General features: G+C 32.7%; 22 protein-coding genes. 3 read left to right on the plus strand and 19 right to left on the minus strand.

Annotated elements, in window-relative coordinates; genetic code table 11:
* Positions 1-28: 28 nt before the first annotated feature.
* The 5 genes from efp to EGI05_RS06395 form a co-directional block, all read right to left on the minus strand.
* Positions 29-595: an elongation factor P gene (gene efp, locus EGI05_RS06375; protein WP_121460282.1), complete on the minus strand. Its 567-nt coding sequence runs from the start codon at positions 593-595 to the stop codon at positions 29-31.
* A 100-nt stretch (positions 596-695) separates the two neighbouring features.
* Positions 696-1,484 (minus strand): acyl-ACP--UDP-N-acetylglucosamine O-acyltransferase, encoded by a 789-nt coding sequence (gene lpxA, locus EGI05_RS06380; RefSeq protein ID WP_123262204.1) that lies wholly within the window; start codon positions 1,482-1,484, stop codon positions 696-698.
* Positions 1,485-2,882 (minus strand): bifunctional UDP-3-O-[3-hydroxymyristoyl] N-acetylglucosamine deacetylase/3-hydroxyacyl-ACP dehydratase, encoded by a 1,398-nt coding sequence (locus EGI05_RS06385; protein WP_123262205.1) that lies wholly within the window; start codon positions 2,880-2,882, stop codon positions 1,485-1,487.
* Positions 2,875-3,906 carry a UDP-3-O-(3-hydroxymyristoyl)glucosamine N-acyltransferase gene (gene lpxD, locus EGI05_RS06390; protein ID WP_123262206.1) on the minus strand — a complete coding sequence of 344 codons (1,032 nt, stop codon included), beginning with the start codon at positions 3,904-3,906 and terminating at the stop codon, positions 2,875-2,877. Before lpxD ends, EGI05_RS06385 begins: the two co-directional genes overlap by 8 nt.
* 71 nt (positions 3,907-3,977) lie before the next feature.
* Complete coding sequence (locus EGI05_RS06395; protein ID WP_123262207.1) at positions 3,978-5,204, minus strand: HD domain-containing protein; 1,227 nt, start codon at positions 5,202-5,204, stop codon at positions 3,978-3,980.
* Positions 5,205-5,381: 177 nt separating this feature from the next.
* On the opposite strand from EGI05_RS06395, the gene EGI05_RS18065 reads away from it, so the two are divergent.
* The 3 genes from EGI05_RS18065 (at position 5,382) to EGI05_RS06410 (ending at position 9,548) form a co-directional block, all read left to right on the plus strand.
* Positions 5,382-7,022, plus strand: a complete 1,641-nt coding sequence (locus EGI05_RS18065) for a S41 family peptidase (RefSeq protein ID WP_123262208.1) — start codon at positions 5,382-5,384, stop codon at positions 7,020-7,022.
* A gap of 133 nt (positions 7,023-7,155) precedes the next feature.
* A complete protein-coding gene (gene porX, locus EGI05_RS06405) occupies positions 7,156-8,700 on the plus strand; it encodes a T9SS response regulator signal transducer PorX (protein ID WP_123262209.1) in 1,545 nt (514 codons plus the stop codon).
* Positions 8,701-8,783: 83 nt separating this feature from the next.
* Positions 8,784-9,548 (plus strand): exodeoxyribonuclease III, encoded by a 765-nt coding sequence (locus tag EGI05_RS06410; protein ID WP_123262210.1) that lies wholly within the window; start codon positions 8,784-8,786, stop codon positions 9,546-9,548.
* A gap of 64 nt (positions 9,549-9,612) precedes the next feature.
* Here EGI05_RS06410 and EGI05_RS06415 read toward each other — a convergent pair whose 3' ends face one another.
* The 14 genes from EGI05_RS06415 to EGI05_RS06485 all read right to left on the minus strand — a co-directional run bounded on the left by EGI05_RS06415 (position 9,613) and on the right by EGI05_RS06485 (position 25,782).
* On the minus strand, positions 9,613-9,984 hold the full coding sequence (locus tag EGI05_RS06415) for a septal ring lytic transglycosylase RlpA family protein (RefSeq protein ID WP_123262211.1): 372 nt from the start codon (positions 9,982-9,984) through the stop codon (positions 9,613-9,615).
* A gap of 330 nt (positions 9,985-10,314) precedes the next feature.
* Positions 10,315-11,061, minus strand: a complete 747-nt coding sequence (locus tag EGI05_RS06420; protein ID WP_123262212.1) for a hypothetical protein — start codon at positions 11,059-11,061, stop codon at positions 10,315-10,317.
* 21 nt (positions 11,062-11,082) lie between these two features.
* Positions 11,083-11,727, minus strand: a complete 645-nt coding sequence (locus EGI05_RS06425; protein WP_123262213.1) for a hypothetical protein — start codon at positions 11,725-11,727, stop codon at positions 11,083-11,085.
* A 465-nt stretch (positions 11,728-12,192) separates the two neighbouring features.
* Complete coding sequence (rimO, locus tag EGI05_RS06430; protein ID WP_123262214.1) at positions 12,193-13,494, minus strand: 30S ribosomal protein S12 methylthiotransferase RimO; 1,302 nt, start codon at positions 13,492-13,494, stop codon at positions 12,193-12,195.
* 93 nt (positions 13,495-13,587) lie between these two features.
* Positions 13,588-14,133, minus strand: a complete 546-nt coding sequence (gene rfbC / locus EGI05_RS06435; RefSeq protein WP_123262215.1) for a dTDP-4-dehydrorhamnose 3,5-epimerase — start codon at positions 14,131-14,133, stop codon at positions 13,588-13,590.
* Between the two features lie 369 nt (positions 14,134-14,502).
* Positions 14,503-15,492 (minus strand): sugar transferase, encoded by a 990-nt coding sequence (locus EGI05_RS06440; RefSeq protein WP_185144955.1) that lies wholly within the window; start codon positions 15,490-15,492, stop codon positions 14,503-14,505.
* A 242-nt stretch (positions 15,493-15,734) separates the two neighbouring features.
* Positions 15,735-16,763, minus strand: coding sequence for a glycosyltransferase (locus tag EGI05_RS06450; RefSeq protein ID WP_123262218.1), 1,029 nt, complete (start codon positions 16,761-16,763; stop codon positions 15,735-15,737).
* Positions 16,760-17,896, minus strand: a complete 1,137-nt coding sequence (locus EGI05_RS06455; protein ID WP_123262219.1) for a glycoside hydrolase family protein — start codon at positions 17,894-17,896, stop codon at positions 16,760-16,762. Before EGI05_RS06455 ends, EGI05_RS06450 begins: the two co-directional genes overlap by 4 nt.
* A 17-nt stretch (positions 17,897-17,913) precedes the next feature.
* On the minus strand, positions 17,914-18,726 hold the full coding sequence (locus EGI05_RS06460) for a glycosyltransferase family 2 protein (protein WP_123262220.1): 813 nt from the start codon (positions 18,724-18,726) through the stop codon (positions 17,914-17,916).
* Positions 18,726-19,811 carry an EpsG family protein gene (locus EGI05_RS06465; protein ID WP_123262221.1) on the minus strand — a complete coding sequence of 362 codons (1,086 nt, stop codon included), beginning with the start codon at positions 19,809-19,811 and terminating at the stop codon, positions 18,726-18,728. Before EGI05_RS06465 ends, EGI05_RS06460 begins: the two co-directional genes overlap by 1 nt.
* A 43-nt stretch (positions 19,812-19,854) precedes the next feature.
* A complete protein-coding gene (locus EGI05_RS06470) occupies positions 19,855-22,227 on the minus strand; it encodes a GumC family protein (RefSeq protein ID WP_123262222.1) in 2,373 nt (790 codons plus the stop codon).
* A gap of 76 nt (positions 22,228-22,303) precedes the next feature.
* A complete protein-coding gene (locus tag EGI05_RS06475; RefSeq protein WP_123262223.1) occupies positions 22,304-23,401 on the minus strand; it encodes a glycosyltransferase in 1,098 nt (365 codons plus the stop codon).
* Entirely contained in the window at positions 23,402-24,661 is a 1,260-nt protein-coding gene (locus tag EGI05_RS06480) for an O-antigen translocase (protein ID WP_228428560.1), read from the minus strand.
* A gap of 17 nt (positions 24,662-24,678) precedes the next feature.
* Entirely contained in the window at positions 24,679-25,782 is a 1,104-nt protein-coding gene (locus EGI05_RS06485; protein WP_123262225.1) for a DegT/DnrJ/EryC1/StrS family aminotransferase, read from the minus strand.
* Positions 25,783-25,954 lie beyond the last annotated feature (172 nt).

Consider the following 25,954-nt stretch of genomic DNA (forward strand, 5'->3'; position numbering starts at 1 on the left):
AGGGCAAACCGAATTGTTGTAAATTATATTATTCTTTTACTCTTTCTAAGTAAGAACCGTCTTCTGTGCTTACTTTGATTTTGTCTCCCGGCTCAATGAATAAAGGAACCATTACTCTAGCACCTGTTTCTACGATTGCATTTTTAAGTGCATTGGTTGCTGTATTTCCTTTTACGCCCGGATCAGCTTCAATAACATCTAAATATACAGATTGTGGAAGTTCTGCCGAAAGAGGAGTTTCATCAACTTCTTTTAAAATAATCGTCACTTCTTCTCCAGCTTTCATGAACTGAGAGTTTTCAATCATTTCTTTATTTAAATATAATTGGGAGAAGTCATCATTATTCATGAAGTGGAAACCATTCTCATCATCATAAAGGTATTGGTATTTTCTTGTAATAACTTTTACCTCATCAATTTTATGACCAGCAGAGAATGTATTATCAATTACTTTTCCGTTAGTTACTGATTTCAATTTTGTTCTTACAAAAGCAGGTCCTTTTCCTGGTTTTACGTGAAGGAACTCGATTACTTTATAAATATCATTACTGTACTCAATACAAAGCCCTTTTCTGATATCGTTACTTGTTGCCATTAATTTATATTATCTTTTATTGTTACTGTTTATTTGTAAAATCGTGAAATCGTAAATTTGACTATTATTATTTTTCGATTTTACTGTTTTTCGATTTTACTTATTCTTTTCCGGTTCCGTATCCTTTCACGATACCTCTTGGAGAGTTTTGGATGAACTGAAGGATTTCGTCTCTTTCAGCCGTTGGAAGCATCTCTTTTTCAATATAAGAAATTGCCTGAGAAACATTCATTTTCATCTGAAAAATAGCTCTGTATATTTTCTGGATTTCAAAGATTTTTTCATTGGTAAAACCTCTTCTTCTCAGTCCTACGGAGTTGATCCCGGCATAAGACATAGGCTCTCTTGCCACTTTTACGTAAGGCGGAATATCTTTTCTCACCAATGTACCTCCTGAGATCATCACGTGTTTCCCGATTTTTCCGAATTGATGAACGGCACTTAAACCACCCATTACAGTATAATCTCCGATTTCCACGTGCCCAGCAATACCACAACCGTTGACAATGATAACGTGATCACCAATAACACAGTCGTGAGCAATATGGGAAGTCGCCATGATGAGGCAGTTTTTACCGATTTTGGTATATCCCAGCGCTTTTGTACCTCTGTTTACCGTTACACATTCCCTGATCGTTGTATCATCACCAATAATTACCTGGGTATCCTCACCATCAAACTTCAGATCCTGCGGAATTGCAGAGATTACTGTTCCCGGGAAAATCCTACAGTTCTTCCCTATTCTCGCCCCATCCATAATGGTCACGTTGGGACCGATCCAGGTTCCTTCTCCGATTTCCACATCTCCTGCAATTGTAGTAAAAGGTTCTACAATAACGTTTTTGCTGATTTTCGCACGTTTATCTACGGCTGCTAATTGATGAATCATTTAATCAACTTTATTTTTTGCAACTTGCGCCATTAATTCTGCCTCTACAGCTACTGTATCTCCTACATATCCGTATCCCTGCATATGTACAATACCTCTTCTGATTGGCTCAATCAATTCGATTTTGAAAATGATGGTATCTCCCGGAACTACTTTTCTTTTGAACTTTACCTTATCGATTTTAATAAAATAGGTAGAATAGTTTTCAGGATCCGGAACGCTTGCCAATACTAAGATTCCTCCTGTCTGAGCTAAAGCTTCCACTTGTAAAACTCCCGGCATTACGGGTTCTTTAGGAAAGTGTCCCACAAAGAACGGTTCGTTCATGGTTACATTTTTCAATCCTACTACGTGAGAATCTGAAAGCTCAAGAATTTTATCGATCAATAAGAATGGAGGTCTGTGCGGCATAAGGCGCATAATTCCGTTGATATCGAAAACAGGTTCTTTCGTCAGGTCAAAATCCGGAACATTTTTCTTTTTCTGTAATTTCCATTGACGGTTCAGTTTTTTAGCAAACTGGGTATTTACATAATGTCCGGGCTTATTGGCAATAACTTTTCCTTTTATTTTCACTCCTGCCAAAGCCAAATCACCGATTACATCCAATAATTTATGTCTCGCTGCTTCGTTAGGGTAATTTAAAGTGAGGTTATCAAGAATTCCGTTAGGTCTGATAGAAACATGGTCTTTACCAAACGCTTTTTTCAATTTTTCTGTAGTATCCGGAGTTAAATCTTTATCTACATATACGATGGCATTGGAAATATCTCCGCCTTTGATCAACCCGTGATCTAAAAGCATTTCCAGCTCATGTAAGAAACTGAATGTTCTTGCAGATGAAATTTCTTCTTTAAACTCGGAAATATTTTTCATAGTAGCATTTTGGGTTCCTAACACTTTAGTCCCAAAATCCACCATTGTAGTAATTTCGTAGGTATCCGAAGGAATAATTGTAATTTCTGATCCCGTTGCAGGATCCACATAGCTCAGAACTTCTTTAACAACAAGGTATTCTCTTGCAATATTCTGTTCTACTACTCCTACGCTTTCGATAGCTTCTACAAAGAATTTGGAAGATCCATCTAAGATCGGAGGTTCTGAAGCATCCATTTCAAGGATGGCATTATCTATATCACATCCTACTAATGCGGCTAAAAGATGCTCGCAAGTAGTAATTTTTACGCCTAATTTTTCTAATGTTGTTCCTCTTTCAGTGGCTACAACATAGTTTACATCCGCTTCAACCTGAGGGTGCCCCTCCAAATCGGTTCTTACGAATACAAAACCTGTGTTTTCTTTAGCAGGTTTAATGGTTAGTTTTACTTCTTTACCTGTATGAAGGCCAATTCCGGAAAGCGTTACTTCTTCACGGAGTGTTTTTTGCATATCACTCATTAGTTTTATCTTTTGAGTTATTCTCAAGATTATTTATTCTACTTACGATTTCTGTAAAATTCCTGAAATGAACATAGTTTCTTCGGAAGTCTGAGGCAGATATAGCAGGAGAACCATATAATACGTCTCCATCCTCCACATTATTATTCACCCCACTCTGAGCCTGAATTTTAACCTGATTCCCGATATTAATATGCCCTACAATTCCAACCTGTCCGCCAATTTGGTTCCAGTTCCCAATAATGGTAGAACCGGCTATTCCTGCCTGTGCAGCAATGACGTTATTCTGTCCAATTTTCACATTGTGAGCGATCTGGATCAGGTTATCTATTTTTGTTCCTTTTCCAATGATGGTAGAACCGATAGTAGCTCTGTCTATACTACAATTGGAACCTATTTCCACATCATCTTCAATAATTACATTTCCTAATTGAGGAATTTTTTTGAAACCATCAGGTGTTGGCTGGAAACCAAAACCGTCTCCACCAACTACAGTATTGGAATGAATAACACAGTTATCTCCAATCACACAGTAATCATAGATTCTTGCTCCACTGTCAATTTTACAATTTTTACCTATTTTCACTCCTTTTCCCACATATACATGAGGATAGATCTGAGTTCCTTCTCCAATTTTAGCTTTTTCAGAAACATAGGTAAAAGCCCCAATGTATACTTTCTCCCCAATGACAGCGGTAGAATGAATAGAAGATCCATCTTCAATCCCTTCTTTTCTGCCCTGCATTTCCTGATACAGGTTCATGAGAACCTGAAAGGAAAGATAAGCATCTTTTACGGCAATAATGGTGGCATTATAACTATCTTTTTCTAAAAGCTTTTCTGAAACAATAAGGACTGAACACTTGGAAGTATCCAAAAAATGAGAAAATCTGTCCTGAGCTATAAAAGAAAGATGGCCGCTTTCTCCATTCTCAATTGGTGAAACGCCCGTAATAAGTGCATTCTCATCACCTATTATTCTTCCGTCTATAAAACTTGCAATTTGCGAAGCTGTAAATTCCATATTCTGCAAAGATAAGAAATTCTATAATTCGCAAACATTTTTTAGTTTCGGGACTGCAATTTTAATATTCTTTAAGAATTAATTTTATAGAGTTCTCGTGGGTAGGTAAGAATATACCTTATGGTTTTATTCACCATTAATCCTGATAGAAGCTGATCTTCGGATTCATCCATCCTGATCTTCTTGTTATTTTTCTGTAATAGATAAATAGGTTGTTTGTCTGTATTATAGGGTAAAAGTTTTCTTTTAATTTCATGCACCAATTCCTCTCCATTATCAATTCCGAAAAATTCATTGGTCTTTTTTATTTTTTCTTCAATGAACTCTTTTTCAAAAGGATGAGAAGAGATTATGGTTTTTGGCAGGTTTCTTTGGATAACACATTGACACCAGTATGACAGGATAAAATCATCGGAATTCTGCCATAATTTCATGGCCTGGATTACGTCATTATCATCCATTTGCGTGAATCGTTCCACATCTTCGTCTGTTGCTGAACTTTTTCCGCGGTATAAAAAATATTTCAGATTCTCTGTGGCAGGAAGATCTGTTCCCTGGGAAACAAGATACTTGGCTCTTTCCAGAATCTTGACCAAAAGGAATTCCGCCAATGCAGAAGTTTTATGATAATAGACCTGCCAATACATGAACATTCTGGCCGTCAAAAAGTTTTCTATGGAGTAAATGCCTTTTGCATCAATTACCAACTCCCCTTCTTCACAAACATTCATCATGGATATGATCCTCTGGGTATTGATATTACCTTCCGAAACTCCTGTAAAGAAGCTGTCTCTTTTCAAATAATCAAGTCTGTCCACATCCAATTGGGACGAAATAAGCTGGTTAAAGAACTTTCTATGATACTTCCCCTGAAACATTTCAATAGCCATTGATAACTCACCGTGAAATACATCATTTAATCTGTTCATTAGCAAAAGTGACAGGTTTTCATGATGCCAGTCATCCATCAACATACTTTCCAAGGCATGGGAAAATGGGCCATGACCAATATCATGCATCAGAATAGCCAACATAGCTCCTTTTTCCTCTTCTTTTGAAATATTAACTCCTTTAAGCTTCAAGGTTTCTAAAGCTGTAAACATCAGATGCATGGCACCTAGTGCGTGGTGAAATCTTGTGTGTGTTGCCCCCGGAAATATCAAATTCAAAAGTCCTGTCTGAGAAATTCTTCTCAACCTTTGAAAATAAGGATGCTCAATCACATCAAATAAAATTTCATAAGGAATTTTGATAAATCCGTGAACCGGATCATTAATGATTTTTAGCTTATTCTGCATTGAAAAGTCTGTATTAGCAAACAAAGTTATGGAAATTTAATTTTAGCTTTCGTTTAATTTTCATTAATACTATTATGATTCTAATATAATCTTAAATATTCAAATCTTTTGTCTCTTCTGTGGTTGAAACTAAAACAACAATTGCTTTATATTTGGAGAATAAACCTATGATCATTAATGAGAAGCTTCTCTATTTTCTTCATTTTATTATTAAGCATTCATCTTCCTGCCCAAACTATTTCAGATACTCAAAAACTGGAATCTTTATGTAAAGTATGGGGATTTTTAAAATACTATCATCCTCATGTTGCCAAGGGAAATTTCAATTGGGATCAGCAGCTTTTTCAAAAGATGACCGAGCTGGATAATGTTCAGAATAAAGCTCAGTTGAATGAGCTGTATTCACATTGGATTGACAGTCTTGGAACAGTGGAAATATGTGAAAAATGTAAGAAGGAAGAAGATAAAGTATATTTTCTTAAAAACTTTAATTTAAACTGGATTAAAGATTCAACAGTTTTTTCTCAGCATGTAAGCCAAAAACTTGAATATATTCAACACAATAGAAATCTGGGCGACAATTATTATTTTGGAAAAGGAGGAAGGAAGGTTTTTTTCCGGAATGAAAATTCTTATGGTTCAAAATTCATTTCCAGGCAAATTAGTCTTTTGGAACTGTTCAGATACTGGAACTATGTGGAATATTTTTTTCCATACAAATATGAAACTGATCAACCCTGGAATGAAGTTCTAAAAGAAATGATTCCCAAGTTTATTCAGATTGAAAATGATGAACAATATCATCTAACTTTGGCAGAATTGGTGACCAGGATAGACGACTCCCATGCTTTTCTATTCTCACCGCTTATCAGCCTCAATCAATATGGCAGAAGAAGAATTCCGGTAGAATACGAATATGCCGAAGGAAAACTGGTAGTAACGAAAATTAATTCTAATAAATTTAATGAATCCAGTGTTTTGAAAATTGGAGATATCATTTACGATATCAATGGTAAGACTATTCCTCAAATGGTCAATTCCTTTGGAAAATACATTCCCGCTTCCAATTCCTGGGGAAAAATAAAGAAAGTGAAAAACCTTTTTCTTTTTTCAAATAATGACTCCATTACTGTTAAACTTGAAAGAGAGGGTCAGAATATGATGCTGACTGTGAAAACCTATCTTTTGAAGGATATTTATTACGAAAAACCTCCTATTCCTGAAAAATGGAAATTCATTGATGCTGAAAAGAAAACCGGATATGTACATATGGGCATAATTGAAAGAAAGGATCTCAAGGAAATGTATGAAAACTTAAAAACAACCGAATCCATTATTTTCGATTTAAGAAATTACCCAAAACAAACTATTTTACCTTTAAGTCAATTATTACTTCCTGAAAATACCATTTATTATCAGTTTAATTTTCCGGAAACCCATTATTTGAGTAAATTCTACAGCAGAAAAAACAGCATAGGCAAACATAATCCGGATTATTATAAAGGTAATGTTATCGTGCTCGTAGACGAAAATACACAAAGCCAAGCAGAAACTACAGCAATGATGCTGAAGCAACACCCTAAAGCAAAATTGATTGGCGGGCATACTTCAGGAGCCAATGGTGACGTTATAAGATTTAAAATTGCCGATCTGGAAACCAGCTTTACAGGACTCGGAGCTTATTATCCCAATCAGACAGAAACCCAAAGAGTCGGAATTATTCCTGATATTATTGTAAAGCCCACTGTAAAAGGAATAAAGGAAGGAAAAGATGAAGTTTTGGAAAGAGCTCTTGACTATATAAAAACCGGACAGTAATGATGTAAAATTGATAAAAAATTTTTGCTTACTTTCATTTAACTAATATTTAACTTTTAATCTGTCCAATTTGGCAGTTTTTATAAAGATTTGGTCAGCATTTTGATACAATAACCATGTAAAAAAATAAATTATGTCGGAAAAGATATTATGGATAGATGATGAAATAGATTTACTTAAACCTCATATCGTATTCTTAGAAAAAAAAGGCTATCATGTAACCCCCGTTAACAATGTGAACGAGGCTTTGGATCTTATGGATTCAGAAAAGTTCGCTTTAACGCTTATTGATGAAAATATGCCTGGAATTTCAGGACTGGAAGCCATCCCCATGATTAAGGAGAAAGATAATTCCTTAAAAATCGTTATGGTGACAAAAAGTGAAGAGGAACATATTATGGAGGAAGCCATCGGTTCCCAGATTGCGGATTATATTTTGAAACCGGTCAACCCCAATCAGATTTTATTATCATTAAAGAAAAACCTTCAGCAGGACGATCTGGTGGAGCAAAAAACCATTTTGCAATATCAGCAGGAATTCAGAAGCCTTTCTTTGGAATTGTCTTATTTAAGAACCTATCAGGATTGGGCGGAATATTATAAGAAAATTCTGAACTGGGAAATCAAGTTTGATAAGGTAACCGATAATGAATTTGCAGATCTTTTGCAGTCACAGAAAGAAGAAGCGAATATTCAGTTCGCCAAATTCATTGAAAACAACTATGAAGATTGGTTGCATGGATCTGATAAACCGAACATGAGCCATACTCTTTTCAAAGAGAAGGTAAAACCTGAAGTAGAAAAGGAGAAAGTTCTTTTATTAATGATCGACAACCTTCGTTATGATCAATGGAAAGTAATTGAACCTTTATTCACTAAATATTACAATAAAATTTCGGAAGACTATTATTATAGTATACTTCCTACCGCCACTCAATATGCAAGGAATTCTTTCTTTGCCGGCTTACTGCCCTCTGAGATTGAAAAACGTTTCCCAGATAAATGGTTTAATGACAATGAGGAAGGGAATAAGAATGAATTTGAACGTGATTTTCTCGAGGATCAGATGAAAAGAATAGGCTTAGGCTCAAAATCCATGAAATATTTAAAAGTATTGAATGCCGATTTTGAAAAGAAGATCTATGATGATTTCAACCAACATAAGAATAATGATCTTTTGGTGATCGTTTATAATTTCATCGATATTCTTTCTCACGCTAAAACAGACAATCATATTGTAGATCAGCTGATCCGTGATGATAAAACCTTCAGGTCATTAACTTTTAACTGGTTTGAAAATTCATCCTTATTGAAGATCATTAAAGCTGCAGCAGAAAATGGTTACAAACTGGTTATTACAACAGACCACGGAACAGTATACGTGAAAAAGCCAAGCAAGGTAGTCGGAGACAGAGAAACCTCTACCAATATCCGTTATAAAACAGGTAAAAGCTTAACATACGATGACAGTGATGTTTGGGCAATCACCAATCCGGAAAAACTGTTTTTGCCAAAAGGAAATCTAAGCTCAAAGTATATTTTTGCTAAGAGTAACATTTTTCTGGCTTATCCAAAGAATTATAATCATTTTGTAAACTACTATAAAGAAACTTACCAGCATGGCGGAATTTCATTGGAAGAATGTATTATTCCGATCAGTATTTTAGAACCCAAGTAGTTTTTTTTCATAGTTTATTTAATTTGGGTCCGGGCGGAAAAAATCGTTGATTTTTTCCGCTTGTTTTTTAATATTTTTGGAATATGAAACTTATTACTTATAACGTTAACGGAATCAGGGCAGCTTTTACCAAAGATTTTCTGGGCTGGTTGTCTAATGCTGATCCCGATATTATCTGCATTCAGGAAAGCAAAGCGGGAAATGATCAAATCGATATTGAAAGTCTTGAAAAATTAGGATATCACAGTTATTGGCACTCTGCCGTAAGAAAAGGCTATAGTGGCGTAGGAATAGCCTCAAAAATAAAACCCCTCCATGTAGAGCATGGTTGTGGCATTGAAAGCTATGATAATGAAGGAAGAATTATCCGTGCTGATTTTGACGGATATTCCGTGATTTCAGTGTATGTGCCTTCCGCCTCCAATATTGAACGTTTAGGCTTTAAAATGCAGTTTTGTCATGATTTCCTGGAATATATTAAAAACTTAAAGAAGACCATCCCAAATCTCGTTATTTCAGGAGATTTTAATATCTGTCACCAGGCAATTGATATTCATGATCCTGTTCGTCTTAAAAATGTATCCGGTTTTTTACCGATGGAAAGAGAATGGATGACCAACTTCATTGAAGAATGTGAATTGATAGACAGCTTCCGTTTTTTTAATAATGAACCGGATAATTATACCTGGTGGAGCTACCGTCAAAATTCAAGGGCTAAAAATAAAGGATGGAGACTGGATTATAATTTCGCCTCCTATTCTTTGAAAGATAAGCTTTCCAGAGCCGTTATTTTAAAAGAAGCGGCACATTCGGACCATTGTCCTGCCTTACTTGAATTGAATGTATAAAAACCACATAAAAAAGCTCCGGCTGATCTTCGATCAGCCGGAGCTTTTAATTTAAATCATAAATTTAATCGACAATTTCGTATTCCACCGGAATCGTACCATGATCGGTATTTCCGATTTCATTGAACGCAGCTTTAGAAATATCTAATGCTCTTGATGAATGGAAAGGTCCTCTATCATTTATCTTTACAATTACTTCTTTTCCATTCTTCAGATTGGTTACTTTAATCATTGTACCAAACGGAAGCGTTCTGTTGGCAGCGGTAAATTTTGAATTATCAAAAATCTCTCCGCTAGCTGTTTTTCTACCATTAAACTTATCGTGGTAGTACGATGCATAACTTGTTTTTTTCGCATCTGTGGCATTATTCTTGAAAGAATAAACACCAAGGGTTGAAATCATCATTATGATTACGAGAATGAATCTTTTCATCATGTTGAATATTTATTGGTTTTGACGGAGCAAATGTATCATGATACTTCTAAACTCCCCAATCAAATTGTTAAAATACGTTAACAAAAACAAAATATTGTGTTAATAAATTCTGTAACCCACTATAAATAGGCTGATTAGACCCTAGTGTTAAAAAACGTTAAAAAAACGCGCTAAACGTTAACGTAATTAACTAGTTTATGTATAATTTGATCTTTTCAAACTATTTAAAACACTGAAAATCAATACAATAAAATTTCATTAAGAATTTTAATTTTAGACATAAAAAAACCAATGATTACTCACTGGTTTTCTAATACATATTATTTCTATTTATTTAAAGTATTCTACTGTATAAGGATACGTTCCTGCAGGATACACTACAGAAATACTAGGAGAACCTGTAACTAAAGCCCCCGTCGTAGGATTGAATGAGTACACCGTAGTTGCATATACGGAATTCGTTCCCGGTGCATAGATAGTAACACGATAGATACCATCCGTAGCAGTATCAGGAATAGTAATAGCTGAAGAATATGAAATTGGAGATGTACTTGCCCCATCTGTAGTGAAAGTTCCTTTTCTTGCGTATACCTGAGCTCCATCTACCAATGTATTGGTAATTGTTTCCGTTGTTTTAATATCAACTCGAGGAGACTGGCCTAATGGAAGCCACTGACCGGTAGCTGTACCCGTTGGGCTGCCCGGGTTAGAAAAATAATAAAATCCCGGCGCAACAGACTGTCCTCCAATTCCCGATCCAGAAGCTGGTGTATTTCCTGAGCCTGTGTTATATACGATCAGCCCATCAAATCTGTTAGGGTTATTAGCTGTCAAATAACTACCATTATTTGTTAATACCAATTGAGTTAAATCAGCTCTAGGAAATAAAAAGCCTTTACCCAAAGTAGTACTTGGATTCCAAACAGTTGAACTTGATGCATCTAAAAATGCAGTACTATTATTGATAGAAGCATTAGCGATAGTTTGATTAGCTTTAAGCTGAGCTTGGCTGTCAGTACTAAAGGCTAAAACAACAGCTAGCGTTAGACTTGCCTTTAAAAAATTATATTTTTTCATATCTTATGTTTTTATATTATATTATTGAAGACTGTCGCTATACCAATTAACACCATCTGTAATCAAACTAATACCTGAATTAGTAACAATTGGATTGGAAGTTGTTGATTTATATTCTGTATTAGTAATTGTTGGAGATGCAGATCCGGAAGTTTCAAAAATTCTAATAGTTCTTCCAGCCATCGCAGCAGTAGGCGTAGGTAAGGTAACAGAAGAGATTGTACTTGCATTAAGAATAACACAATTATCAACATCACTTGCTAAGATAACTGCTGTACTACCACTGGAAATAGTTCTGAAAGTAGGAAGCGTTGGGGTTACAGCTCCACCACTAAAAGCTTTCCAAACGGAGTTTGGAGCATCATAATAATAGAAACCTGTAGTCGTTACATTCACCGTTTTTGCCGTTGTAGCTCCGTCTACTGCATTTACGAATACTAATGCTCCATTTTGTGCAGCAGTATATGCTGTATTCTTAGCAGCTAGTTGGTCTTCTGACATTCGAGGCACCAAAACCGCATCCGGCATCGCAGTATCTGTAGTATTGGCTACAACATCTAAAGTAGCAGCAGGAGTTGTTGTATTAACACCCACTCCTCTTTGCTGAGCCTTTACAAAAGCCGAAAAGGAAACTAGAATAGTTGCCGTAAATAAAATTTTTTTCATAAGTTTTTTTTATAGGTTTTTTAAATTTTCATCAATAATTCATACCCAAGCCAGAAATGTATCCCAACTTGTGCTATTTCAACACGCAAATCATTCAAATCTTAAAAGATTCAAATCATAATTCAGGTATAAAATTTTACAATCATACCCTTTTGTTGTTAATTCAAAAAAATGTGGAAAGAAATTTAGTACTTAGTAAATTCATCCCAACTTGTGCTTTTTTTTAATAAAAAATAAATTTTAAAAATTAAAACGCCTCTTTCTTAAAACTGTTTTAATTTTAAAATATTTACATTTTGTAGCAAATTTAAGAGATAATTTCTTATTATTTATATTCTTAAAAAGAAAAAATATAGATTTCTTTCTATAAAAAACATAAACACCTAAAAATCAATTAATTAAAATTAACAAAACTGGAATAAGTCATATTAATTTTTATTAAAATAGCCTTTTAATAGCTTGTTTTTAAACAAGTTCGCCATATAAATCAAATTCCTCAGCAGAAGTGATTCTTACCTGAGCAAATTCACCTATTGAAATATAAGTATTATCTGCAGAAACCAGAACGGTATTATCTACATCCGGAGAGTCATATTCAGTTCTTCCGATGAAATAGTTTCCTTCTTTTCTGTCAAAAACACATTTATAGATCTTACCTATTTTCTCCTGATTTTTTTCCCAGGAAATTTGAGATTGCAGCTCCATGATCTCTTCCACTCTTGCCTCTTTCACTTCTTGTGGAACGTCATCTTCCAAAACATAGGCAGTAGTATTTTCTTCATGAGAATAGGTGAAACATCCTAGCCTGTCAAATTTCTGTTCTTTTACCCAATCTTTAAGTTCCTGGAATCTTTCTTCCGTTTCACCAGGATAACCAACTATTAAAGTAGTTCTGATCGCCATATCCGGAACTTTTTCTCTGAATTTCGCCAAAAGAGCATCTGTTTTTTCATGAGTAGTTCCTCTTTTCATAGATTTAAGAAGATCTGAGTTGATATGCTGAAGCGGAATATCTATATAGTTGCAAACTTTAGGCTCTTCACGGATAATATCCAATACATCTTCTGGAAACCCGCTTGGAAATGCATAGTGAAGTCTGATCCATTCAATTCCATCTACTTTCACAAGTTCTTTTAACAAGTCTCCAAGGGCACGTCTTTTATAAATATCCAGTCCGTAATAGGTGAGATCCTGTGCAATCAGAATAAGCTCTTTGGTTCCTGCTTTTGCAAGCTTTTGAGCTTCTTTCACCAACTTCTCTATAGGGGTGGAAATATGTCCCCCTCTCATCAATGGAATTGCGCAAAAAGAACATGGTCGGTCACAACCTTCAGAAATTTTAAGATAGGCATAATGTTTGGGAGTTGTAGTTAATCTTTCACCAACCAATTCATGCTTATAATCTGCACCAAGATGTTTCAATAAAACAGGAAGATCTCTTGTTCCGAAATATTGATCAACATCCGGAATTTCTTTTACCAAATCCGGCTTATATCTTTCGGAAAGACAGCCTGTAACAAAAACCTTTTCTACTTCTCCTCTGTTTTTAGCCTCCACATAATCCAGGATAGTATTAATGGATTCTTCCTTAGCATTATCTATAAATCCGCAGGTATTGATCACCACAATATCTCCCTTGTCTTCATGAACCACTTCTTTTCCATTGGCTTTAAGCTGGCTCATTAAAACTTCGGAATCATATACATTTTTGGAACAACCTAATGTTACGATATTGATTTTCTTCTTACCTACAGATTTTGTGCGCATCGTTTTGATTTTGAGTCTGCAAAGATACGAAATATTGAAGAGTATAGGATTAAAAAATAAAAACCACTTTAAACAAGTGGTTTTCAATATTATTTAAAAGTTCTTTTCTTTAAATGCAGGAGCATTCTGATCTTTTTCTGAAAGGATCATATCTTTCTCCTCTATTTTCCAGTCTATATTAAGTTCAGGATCATTGAATTTTACGCTTCCTTCGGATTCTTTATTATAGAAATTATCACATTTATAAGCAAATACAGCAGTTTCGCTTAAAACAGAAAATCCATGTCCAAACCCTCTTGGAATATATAACTGAAGTTTATTTTCCGCATTAAGTTCAACACCAAACCATTTTCCAAAAGTAGGTGAATCTTTTCTCAGGTCTACTGCGATATCCCAAACTTTACCTTCCAGGCAAGAAACTAATTTTGCCTGAGCGTGTTCTCCTTTTTGAAGATGTAATCCCCTTAAAACTCCGTAAGATGATTTGGATATGTTATCCTGAACGAAATGCCCATTCATTCCTGTAAGTTCTTCAAATCTTTTTTCATTATATTTTTCAAAGAAGTAACCTCTGTCATCTTCAAAAATAGTAGGCTCTATAATATAACAATCTTTAAGTGGGGTTTCTTTAATCTTCATTGTTTATAACTAAATTGACATCTAAAAATAGTGAAACTAATTGAATAAGTAAATATTAATATCGCTAGGTAAAATGATGTCTTTAGATTTTTTTGGATATAATAATTATTGATTCTATTTTTTAATATTAAAAGGCTCTCAGTATTGATTTGATCTCAGAAATTGATAATATTTGTATATTCATTTTCTCACTCTCATTCTAATGCATGTATCACATTATATAAAAAAAGAATACATCTTAAATTTACATTCAATTCAAATCTTTCATCTTTCTAAAATCCATTAATATCCTGAAAGAGTTATCATAGGAAAAAATTTTGATGCTTCTAAAACAAAAAATAGAAGTATTAAAATCTGTAACTTTTTAAATTAATTACTATTTAAAGTAAAAACTATTTTTATAGTTTTAAAAACAATAAGAAGATCAAAAAGAAGAGAGTAATTTTTAATGTAGAACAAATCATATTCTAATTTCTCAAGATTATCTTTTGGAGTAGCTTTTGGCAAATTTACTTGTGCCCAACCGGTAACTCCAGGTTTCACCAGGTGTCTAAGATCAAACATTGCATTTTCTTCATTCGAGACTTTAACAAAATGGGGTCTTTCTGGACGAGGTCCAATAAGACTCATATCACCTCTAAGAATATTCCAAATCTGTGGAAGTTCATCAATTTTAGTCATCCGAAGGAATTTACCTACGTGATTCACACGCGAATCATTTTTAGTGGTAAAATCCCCATCATGCTTAGAAACCATTGTTCTAATCTTATAAATTGTAAAAGATTCTGAATTTTTACCAATCCTTTCCTGTGAGAAAAGCACATTTCCCCGCGAACTCAGTTTTATCAAAATAAAGCCAAATAATATCAAAGGAATCGCAAATGGAACTAGTAAAAGGCTAACGATAATATCTATAAATCTTTTAATATTAAATTTTTCCTGCCTTTGACCAATAGTAAAAATATCATCTACAAGGTACTCATCAGCTTTCAGTCTGACTAAAGGTATTCTTTTATTTATATGTTCATAAAATTCATGAGCATCATATACTGTAACCCCTTTTTTTCTGGCTGCTACAATTTCATTAGCCAAATCTTTGTGTAAATGATTAATATTGGAAGTTTCAAGAACTATATAGGAAATATTAAATTTCTTAAGATATTCTGTTACTGTTATTCGTGATTGGAGGGAATCATATTGAATGACTTTATATTTCTTCCTAAATTTTTTATCATTAAGAAGTTTTAGCGAAATCTCACTCACATTAATAAACAAACATACTTTAGTGAGCACACTCACTTTAAAGACTTGTTTATTCTCTTTCATCATTACAAATGCTTTGGTCAGACTATTTTCCACTTTTTTCTCTCAATTGTGTTTATATAATAGTGAATGGGAACTCACTTTCACTTTATGGCTATAAATATATTAAAAAACTACGAATCCAAGAAAGTATTTCAACCCCTTCTTAAATTTCTTAAAATTCTACAATTAAATTATTTTTATGTAAAAATTTCGCTTTTAAAAACATTAATTGAATTTATTTATATGATTCATGGAAATATTTCAAAAAAAACACATTAAAGAAAAATAATTTCCAATTATAATTTATATACAAATAGATATCTATCTATCATTTTCTCTATAGTTAAATTTTCATGAAAAATTTCAGAAGATTTTCTAGAAAACTCTCTATAAATTTCATCTTTTCCTAAGATATAGTTTATCTTTTCAGCAAAAACAACATCTTCATTATCAACAACATATCCATTCTGATCATTAAGCACTATTTCTGAAATACCTCCCACATCAGATGATACGACAGGCTTTCCATAACTCAATGCATCTAAAATGACAATAGGAATACCCTCGTAATTGGTAGGAAGAACAAAAATATCCGCCAATTGAATATATTTTTTGGCGTTTGGTATTCCTTTTAAACAAAAAACATTATGAGGAAGATCAGTATATTCTTTATCTGCTCCAATCCAAACAAAAGCATACTGCGGAAGCAGTTTTGCTATCTGAATATAACTTTCAAAACGCTTCTGGGGTGAAATCCGGGCAATACACATGACAATTTTGTCATATTGATCTATGCCTTCAAGAAAAAGATCTGTTTCTCTTTTAGGAGTAGGCACACCATTATATATGATATGTAAATTATCTTTGATACCTTCCTTGATAATGTTCTGTTTATCATAGTTACTTGCCAGAACAATTGCTTTGCATTTATTTTTAAGTAGTCTCTCAAGTGGAAGAAATTTTCTATACGCAAGCCGAATTGAATCAAATCCGTGTACAGAATACACTGTTTTTTCCTTTGGAAATGCCAATCTTCCCAATACTCCTATTTTTGATGAATGAAGATGAATAACATCAGGTTGTATTGAAGTATAAAGTTTTTTCAGTTTATATAAGGCTTTGAGGTCTTTTATAATAGAAACAGATCTGACAATTTCTTTTATTTTTATCTTTCTAACTTTGGAATCTAACGCTTGCCACATCGGGCCATCTTCTCCTGCAACAACAGTAATTTCATGTTCCATACACATAGAATTAGCAAGATTAATCACTACAGACTGCGCACCTCCTAAATCAGAACGGGTGATTACATGTAAAATTTTCATGGGGATTGAAGCAATTTTATATTCTTTGCTTTTTTGATGTCATTTTCAAAATCCTTTCGCTTTTCAATATCATCAATCATTATTTTTGAAAAAGTAATTTTAATACGATGATCCTGTGAAGATCTCCAATAAGATATTCCTCTAGTTGATTTCCAGTTAACATTTTTAACGAGAATAGTTCCCGTTGTATCAAATTGATTATCTATTGTATTTAAAGATGTTAAAAAGCCATGCCTTGAACCTATATCTGTATGCCCATCTATAGCTATGCTTGATATTTTTGCATCTTTTGGGTTATCTACAGCCAATCCGTTCAGGTTTATCATAATTCCTGCGGAACTGTTATTAAAAGTACAAATATTCTTTAGGTTGATATCCTCAAGCCTGTCTTTATTCCAACTCGCCTCTATGTCAACTCCCGCTTCAGGATCATGCCCGTAAGTATTGGAAATTAAAATATTCTGAACCAACACATTTCTACCCGAAGTGATAGAAACACCATTCCTTCTGGAATCATTAATCCAACCACCTGAAACCAGTACTTTTTCAGAGTATCCTCCATCTTCAGAACCAATAAAAATCCCGTCTCCGTAAGCTTCAGAAATCCTTGGATTTATTATTTTTACATTAACAGAGTTTAAAACAGATATACCAGCACTCCATTGTCCGCTTTGCTCAATATGATTATTTCTGCTTCCTATTACTACTGGGTTAATTATTTCTACATTATGAGCATCATATATTTTAACAATATCTGAGTATTTTCCATTGGCCGGACCTAAATATTTAATTTTTGTATTCTTTTGGAATATTATCTTTTTATTTGATCCAATTTTTAAGCCTTTGGAGTTAATAAATATAGTCGTATTAGGTAATAAAATATTGCTGTTATCATTAACAATTTTCTGTATAATATCCGTATGATCATTTCCTTTTAAAAGATTTGCAGATACAGAAAAAAATGTGTTTGTTCTATAATAATTAGTTGAATAGCTCGGAGAGTAGTACTTAGAAATAAGTTTCTGGGAGACATTTTTAGGTGAAAAACTTTGCGCGCAGCTTTCAGTACTGAAGAATAATATAAATACTAAAGATATGCACAAGCATTTCTGAAAAATATAGTTATACTTCATATTGTATATTTTTTGTTTTATATAAAAAATTTATAATCTTTTTTATTAATCTTCACCTCATTTCTATTCTGAATAAGAATACTTTCACGCCCTAACAGATCAAAGATAAAATATACTATACAAGATAGTAAGTATTTTGATGAAAACTTGGAATATTCAAAAGAAAAACTATGTTTTTTAACCATATACCAAATACCAGGCAAACCTTTTAAGTATTTTTTATAATATTTATTACCTATTTCTCTATAAAACAGTAATGGCTCACCAATAGTTTTAAAAGTATATTGATTTTTAGTTCTTAACCAAAGTTCAGAGTCTTCAATTCGAATTGCTTCCACATCATAAGGGTTATCTCTAAACCATTGAGTCTTAGCAATTATGGTAGGATGTGTAAAGGTACTAACCAAAATTAAGGAATCGTCTGATATATTAATTCTTTTCCCAACTACATTATTATTTTCATCAATGGAATAAGCATTACTTCCTAAAACATCAATATCTGGATTTTCCTTTAAAATTTTCAATTGTTTTTCAATCCTTTCAGGATGCATAATATCATCAGCATCCATTCTTGCCAAATATTCAGTTTTCGCTATATGAGGAATTTCATTCAGCCGATATCCTAAGTTTAAATTTTTTCCATCAGAAATAATTACAACTCTTTTATCCTCTAGGTATTTCTGAGCTATTTTTAAGGAAGAATCTGTAGAGCCATCATCTATCAACAACAGAGTGAAATCTGTAAATGTTTGAGATAATACTGAAAGAATTGCCTGCTCAAAATATTCCTCCGCATTATAAAAAGGAATTGCTATGGTTATTTCTGGCATCAGCTGTTATATATATTAAAAAAGACAAAGACAAATATAAGGAAGAGAACGGTAAAAATCCCCAATCGTGAAGTATTGTTAATACTGAACAATGGTGCTATTAAAAATGGGATCATCACCCATGACATTATACCCCAACGGTCTGAGAAAGGAATTTGAAACATCATGAAAAATACTCCACTGATTGATAAATAATATTTTAAAAGTAATTTATAATTTTCATTTTCATTCTTCAACAATTTATGATTAATAAGAGAAAAAATTATCAAGAATATAGTATTGAATGCCACAAACTGTGCTTTAAACCCTATGACATATTCTCCAGCTCCTTCACCTTTCACATAAAAATCCGAACGCTTGCTATCTATTACAAGTAAATAATTTAAAAAAGAACCAAAGGATAAGATACTGCCTCCTAATGCTGATATTCCCAGTAAAAGAAAGTACCAGATGTAGTAATAATTCAAGCTTACCTTTCTTATTAACACAATGATAATAAATAGTATCAGAATCACAGCTGTAGCCGAATGAAATCCGATTGCAATAATAAAAGGTATCAGCCAGCTCTTGATATTTTTATTATCCTTAAAATAATATGAAACGGCTAATAATACAAGAGCAAGTGAAACACCCTGCCTAATAATATTGATTCCTAATGCAAGAAAGAAAAACAAACTGACGAATGAAAAGGCAATTAATAGAAAATTACTTTCAAAGCTTTTTAAAAATACATTAATACTCCAAAAAATAAATAGCACATAGAATAAACTAATGGCAACTAAAAAGTATTGGGCTTCATCTGTAAAGACATGGACGAAAACAATTAAATATTTAAATATGAACTGAATACCAAAATCCAGGTTTGCATGATACATAAACTGCCATTTATACATTTCTGTATCTGAACCTATTTCCTCGCCTCTAAAACCAAAAAGAAGGGCTATAAGAATAAAAAAAACAGCTGCAATAAAGCGGGAAATATTATTGTATTGTTTTTTCTTAAAGTCTACATACATAGCAAAAATAAATGCCGTAATAGCAAATACAGAGTATATGATATAGTACTTTAAATTAAAAATATCCATCTACCTTTTATTAAAACCTGCCTTTAGTCCGCTTTATTTATATTTATCTGCTAAACAAAGATTTTATCTTTTCCCAAAAGGTATCTTCCTTAATACCATGATAGCCATAACCATGTTTGTTTCCATATCCGAAGTTTCCTATTTTAACATCATTAAGAACAAAGTTTATATTTTTAATTTTCTCTTTTGCCACATTTTCAGCAAATTCTATAAAACTTTTTTCGGTCTTTTCAGAGCGTACTACATATAAAACTACGTCTGCAAATTTTGTGATGATAAATGTATCCGTAACCGGCATCAACGGAGCTGAATCTATGATTATATAATCATATTCTCCGGCTAATTCTTCCAACATAACCTTATAATTCCCATTTTCAAAAAGCTCTACAGGGTTCGGAGGGATAGTTCCCGAAAAAATCAGATCACAATTCGGATTGAATCCACTTGGATGAATAATTTCTTGTACATTATCCACACTACCATATAAAAACTCTGTAAGCCCGGAAGCATTTTTCATATCGGGTCTATATCTCTGCAATTGTGGATTTCTGATGTCTGAGCCTATAACAAGGACTTTTTTACCAGGCTTAGCAATACTTAAAGCCAGGTTAATGGATATGAATGTTTTTCCTTCTCCTTTAACACTGGAGGTAACAAGAATTGTTTTGTCTTTCGTTTTGGAAACAGGTAAAAGTAAATTTAAATTCGTAGCTAAAATCCTGAAAGACTCTGCAAGAGGAGAGGTGTCATTAATATGAATTAAATTATTTATTTTTGACCCCATATGTGGTATCTCCGCTATTACCGGAATATTACTAAATCTAGAAACACTCCTATTATCAGATATTTTTGTATTAAAAAACTGTTTCAGGAAAATAATTAAAAACGGAATACCTAAACCTAATAAAATGGCAGCTCCCATGATAATCAATTTTTGAGGAGCCACTGGTTTTCTATTGGCATATGCCAAATCTAATACTCTTGCCTTATCAGAAGACATTGCTAAAGTAATTGCTGTCTCCTCTCTTTTTTTCAAGAGTATTAAATACAGTTCTTCTTTTATTTGTTGCTGTCTTTCAATATTTCTGAAAAGGCGTTCAAGTGATGGTATCTTTTTTAGTTCTGTATTGCTTTTTTGTTCTAATGACGAAATATTATCAATTGCCAGTTGAATATTGGATCTGTTTTTTCCCAATCCTTCTTTTATACTAGCTCTCAGTACTTTTATCTGATCGTTCATTTCTTTAGCAATTGGGTGTTCGGGTGTAGCATTTTCCAATAATTTATTTCTTTCCATAATAAGTTTATTATAGGCGGAAATATTATTTACTGCAGCTCCATTATCCAAACCAACATTAGCCGGTAATATATCATCATAAGATTTGTTGTTCAAATAACTGATATACATATTATTGAGCTCTAGTTGGGTATAAAGCTCTAATCTTCTTTTTTCAGCTTCTGTACTGGTTTGTATATTAACACCTGCTTGGGCAGGGATATCAACTATATTATTGCTTGTTTTAAAGTTTTCTTTTTTTATTTCAACATCCCCAAGCTCCTTTGAGATCAAATTTATTCTTTCATCTATAAAATCTTTTGTTTTTTCAGATTCTGTATTTTTTTCATTAATAGCTTCATTGTTGTATTTTTTGACTAAGGTGTTTAGTATCTCTTTAGCCTTATCCGCATTCTCATATTTTAAAACTAAGTTAATAACCGTAGCATCTTTATTGCTTAAACTTACCTTTAAAGATTCTTGCAAGTCTTCAACCACTGTTTCCTTATCTTTATAAATAAAATACAAAGAATTATAGTCTGTTTCTTTCTTCAGCTGCTTAGGATTAAATGCAGGATTTTTAATAATCATCAGATTAACGTAAGGCAAACTGATAGTTTTATTAAAATAAGTTTCTATAGGTTTTTCAAGCTCTTTAGAGCTTAATTTCAGTGTATTACCCTTGATTTCTAAATTTATCTTTTTCTTTGGTAACTTAACAAAAGGTTTCTCATTAATTACCTGAATAATTACAGGTGACTGAGTTCGGTAGAGTTCTGTATCATGAAATGTCCCCTCACTGAATATAGAGCATTGTAAAGGTAAATCATCTGAAACTTGATTAAGAATTTTCTTGGAAGATAAAACTTCCATTTCATTTTCCACAGTATTGGAGCTGAGGCCAGAAAAGGCAGACAACCCTTGCATTGCCGCAATATCCCCAGCTCCTCCGGTAGATTTTTTGGAATCCTTAATTAATATTTTTGTTAATACTTCATATACCGGTGCTGTTGTCTTTATCAATAGGACTCCTAGTCCTGCCATAATAAAAACTCCTAATATAAACCAAAACCACTTTTTAATATACGGTTGTATTATTTCTTTTAAGGAATCTTCTTTAAGATATTGTTCTTTCTTCATTTCTTATTTTCCCTATTTTTTACAGTTGACGAATATAGATAATTTAATTCAAAAAAAACCTATTAACATAGGTGATTTACACCTGTTTCATTAACTTTTCATAATATTCACTATATTTCTTTGCCACTTTCATACTATCATGATGATCAAGAATATACTGATAGGATTTTTTTCCTTGTTCAAAAACTTCATGAGGTTTATTAATAAAATATTCTATTTTATTTTCTATATCTATAACATCAGAAGTAATATTCATAATTGGGAAATTACTAGTTTCTCCAACCAATTCATAATGTTTCTGCTCAGCACCACCAAAAAGGATTTTCCCTGCTGCCATGGCCATAAGTCCGTTCATTCCCTGTCCATAAGAATATGTCTGATCAAAAAACAGATTTGAACGGGTAAACATATTTATATACTCATGATAAGGAACATTTTCCACTATACTAATATCAACTGAATTTTTATATTTTTCTTTTATGGCGGTCAGACTTTTCATTATAATGTCCGTACCTTTCCATTCAATTCTCGATGTTTGAACTCCTAGAAAAATATTAAGCTTACCGTTATAAATATTGTCATTATATTTTATTTTTTCGGTATCTATCGGTAGAGGAATATTAACCAGTTTATCATCAAATTTTTCTTTATAGCTGATATAGTAATCATACATACAGGAAACAATTCCATCTGAGTTTTCAGCAATATATTCATTTAGATTTCTGGCCACCTTTGAATAATGTACCTGGAAGATTTCTTTTATATAGCTTGTGTTTTTATCCACTTCACTTATTGGGCTATATGCCAGTTTTTTATCAAGACATGCTTTTACATAAAAATAATCGTCCCCAAAAGCACACAAAACTATCTTTTTATTATGCTTCTTTAAAAAGTCAAAAGCGAATTTATTTAATGATCCCAGTTTATTTTTGAATAAAAAACGATAATTGATAATCTGGACTATATCATTATTACGGAATCTTTTATCAATTAATAGTTTAAACAGGAATAATAAAAATTTAAATTTACTATCATATGAAATATTGATATCCCGTTTGTAGTTTTTCCAATGGTCACCATCAGACACTACCAGTACTTGGTTATCGGATTTTCTTAGTGCTTCCGCCAATGTCCAGTGCACATTACTATACTCCCCGAATAATAATATCTTCATTTATTTTTTAAATAACATATTTTTAAATAATACAACCATAGTCCAAAAATAAATAAAATAATTCACAAAATAAGCCTGAACAGCACCTGTAAGCCCATAATAGTCTACGAATAAATAGGTTAGTACAATCTGCAAAACAGCAAATGATATCTCCGTAATAACATAAACCCTACTCATTGATCTTGCAACCATTACAAAAGCTAAAATCCAGCTCATAATTTTAAAGAAATCTCCGCACACTTGCCAAAAAAATAATTTTTTAATAGGAGCAAAGTTTGGGGTAAATAAGACATAAACTACCAAATCTTTTAAAAGAAATATAGACACTAAACTTATCAACAAAATTGGGGTAAAAATCTTATAGGTCTTAAAAATTTCATTCTTCAAAACTATTTGGTCCTTTACTTCGGAGAGTTTTGGAAGATAATACACACTAAATGTTGAAGTAAACAGCATCAGATAGAGTCCCGAAATTTTATTCATAGACTCCCAATACCCAGCATCTGTTATTGAATATTCTTGAATAAGAAATCTTCTGATCACAAACTGAGTAACGGGAACAGTAATTGCAGAAACAATAGTCATAAAAGAATAGGAGACATATTGTTTAATAACTTTCTTGCTCCAGGCTGACCATAAAAAGACCTTTGAAAACCAATGAAGCTTTCTAATATACATTACTGTAAAGAAAACTATCACTGCCTGATAGGTTACCATGGAAATTAATGCCCCTCTTATATTAAACAAAACTACAAGCCCGACTGTAAATGCTAACCCAATGGCGCTTGTAATAATATTAACAATCACATATTTCTTGAATTCCTGATACCCGTTGAGTACGGAAATAAAAAAATTATTTATTGAAACAAAGAAAAGACTAACTCCAAATAATATAAATACATATGAATACTGCCTATCTAAAAGTATAAGCTCACTTAAGAATTTCGATAAAATAATAATTATTAAACCAACAGTTAGAGATAAAAAAGCTGTTATTCTAAAACCATTTCCCAGAATTTCTCGCAATTTGCTATGGTTTTCTTTGTATTCCGCAACGTATTTTACTACACCATTATTTATTCCTCCTGCTCCTAAAGTAATTAAAATTGTAGTAAAATTTTGTAACTGCCCAATCAGTGCAATACCCGCTGGCCCTACCAGGCTAGCTAAAAATTTTACTGTTATATAACTTGTAACAACTTTTATTACTGTTGAAATACCTGTTAATGAAAAAATCTTTAACAGGTTACTGGATTTCAATCTTTTAATAAAGGAGATCACTTAAATAAATTCAATTTATTTATAATTTCTGTCACTTCAGTATCATCTAATACCGGGCTTATGGGTAAACTCAATACTTCTTTATGAATTTTTTCAGTAATAGGAAAACTCAGATGATTCCAGTCTTTGTAAGCTTTCTGCTTATGAATTGGAATTGGGTAATGAATCAGGGTTTGAATTCCATTTTCTAGAAGATAGTTTTGAAACTCATCCCTTAATTCCGTCCTGATAACAAACAAATGCCAAACATGTTCATTTTCCTTTTTAGGCATTTCTGGAAGAATTATATTCGGATTGCTTATTTCTGTAATATACCGCTGGGCAATACTATTTCTCTTTTTATTTTCTTCATCAATATATTTTAGTTTTACATCAAGAACCGCAGCCTGAATTTCATCCAATCTTGAGTTTAATCCCTGATATATATTTACATATTTTTGGTTTGAGCCATAATTAGCCAAAGCTCTGATACATTTAGCCAAGTCCTCATTATTTGTAGTTATTCCCCCAGCGTCGCCTAAGGCTCCTAAATTTTTCCCAGGATAAAAACTAAACCCTGCTGCATCTCCTAAATTACCTGATTTTATCAGATCCCATTCTGCACCTATAGCCTGGGCATTATCTTCAATAATTTTAAGATTATATTTCTCTGCGATATTTTTTAGTGTTTCTGAAAAAACCACTCTTCCATATAAATGTACAATGAGAATGCCTTTGGTTTTTTTAGTAATTTTCTCTTCTATTTTAGAAATATCAATATTATAATTATTAATATCCGGTTCTACCAAAACGGGAACAAGATGATTATCCGAAATAGCTAACACAGAAGCTATATAAGTATTAGCCGGTACGATAATCTCATCGCCTTTTTGAAAAACACCTAATTCAATATAAGCCCGAAGAATCAGCCTTAATGCATCTAAGCCGTTAGCTACACCTATGGCATGCTGGGATCCGGTATATTCCGCCAAATTAGCTTCGAAATTCTTCACCTCGTTTCCTAAAAGGTACCACCCTGAACGAAAAGTATTTAATATTCTTTCTTCAATTTCGTGTTGGTGGACAAGGTTTATTTTTTGTAAATCTAGGAATTTAATCATTGACTGTTATAAATAAGTAATTTTTCCTTTTTATGCCTCTCTTTTCACTACAGTTTTTTTTAAAAAAATTTCTGTATATTTTTTAGATCTAGAAATCAAATCGCTTGTAAAAAGTGATACTGTCCCAAATCTGTATTCCGGTTTTGCCAAATCAAAGTATTTTCTCTAATCC

Source organism: Chryseobacterium daecheongense (genome assembly GCF_003729955.1).
Classification (GTDB): Bacteria; Bacteroidota; Bacteroidia; order Flavobacteriales; family Weeksellaceae; genus Chryseobacterium; species Chryseobacterium daecheongense.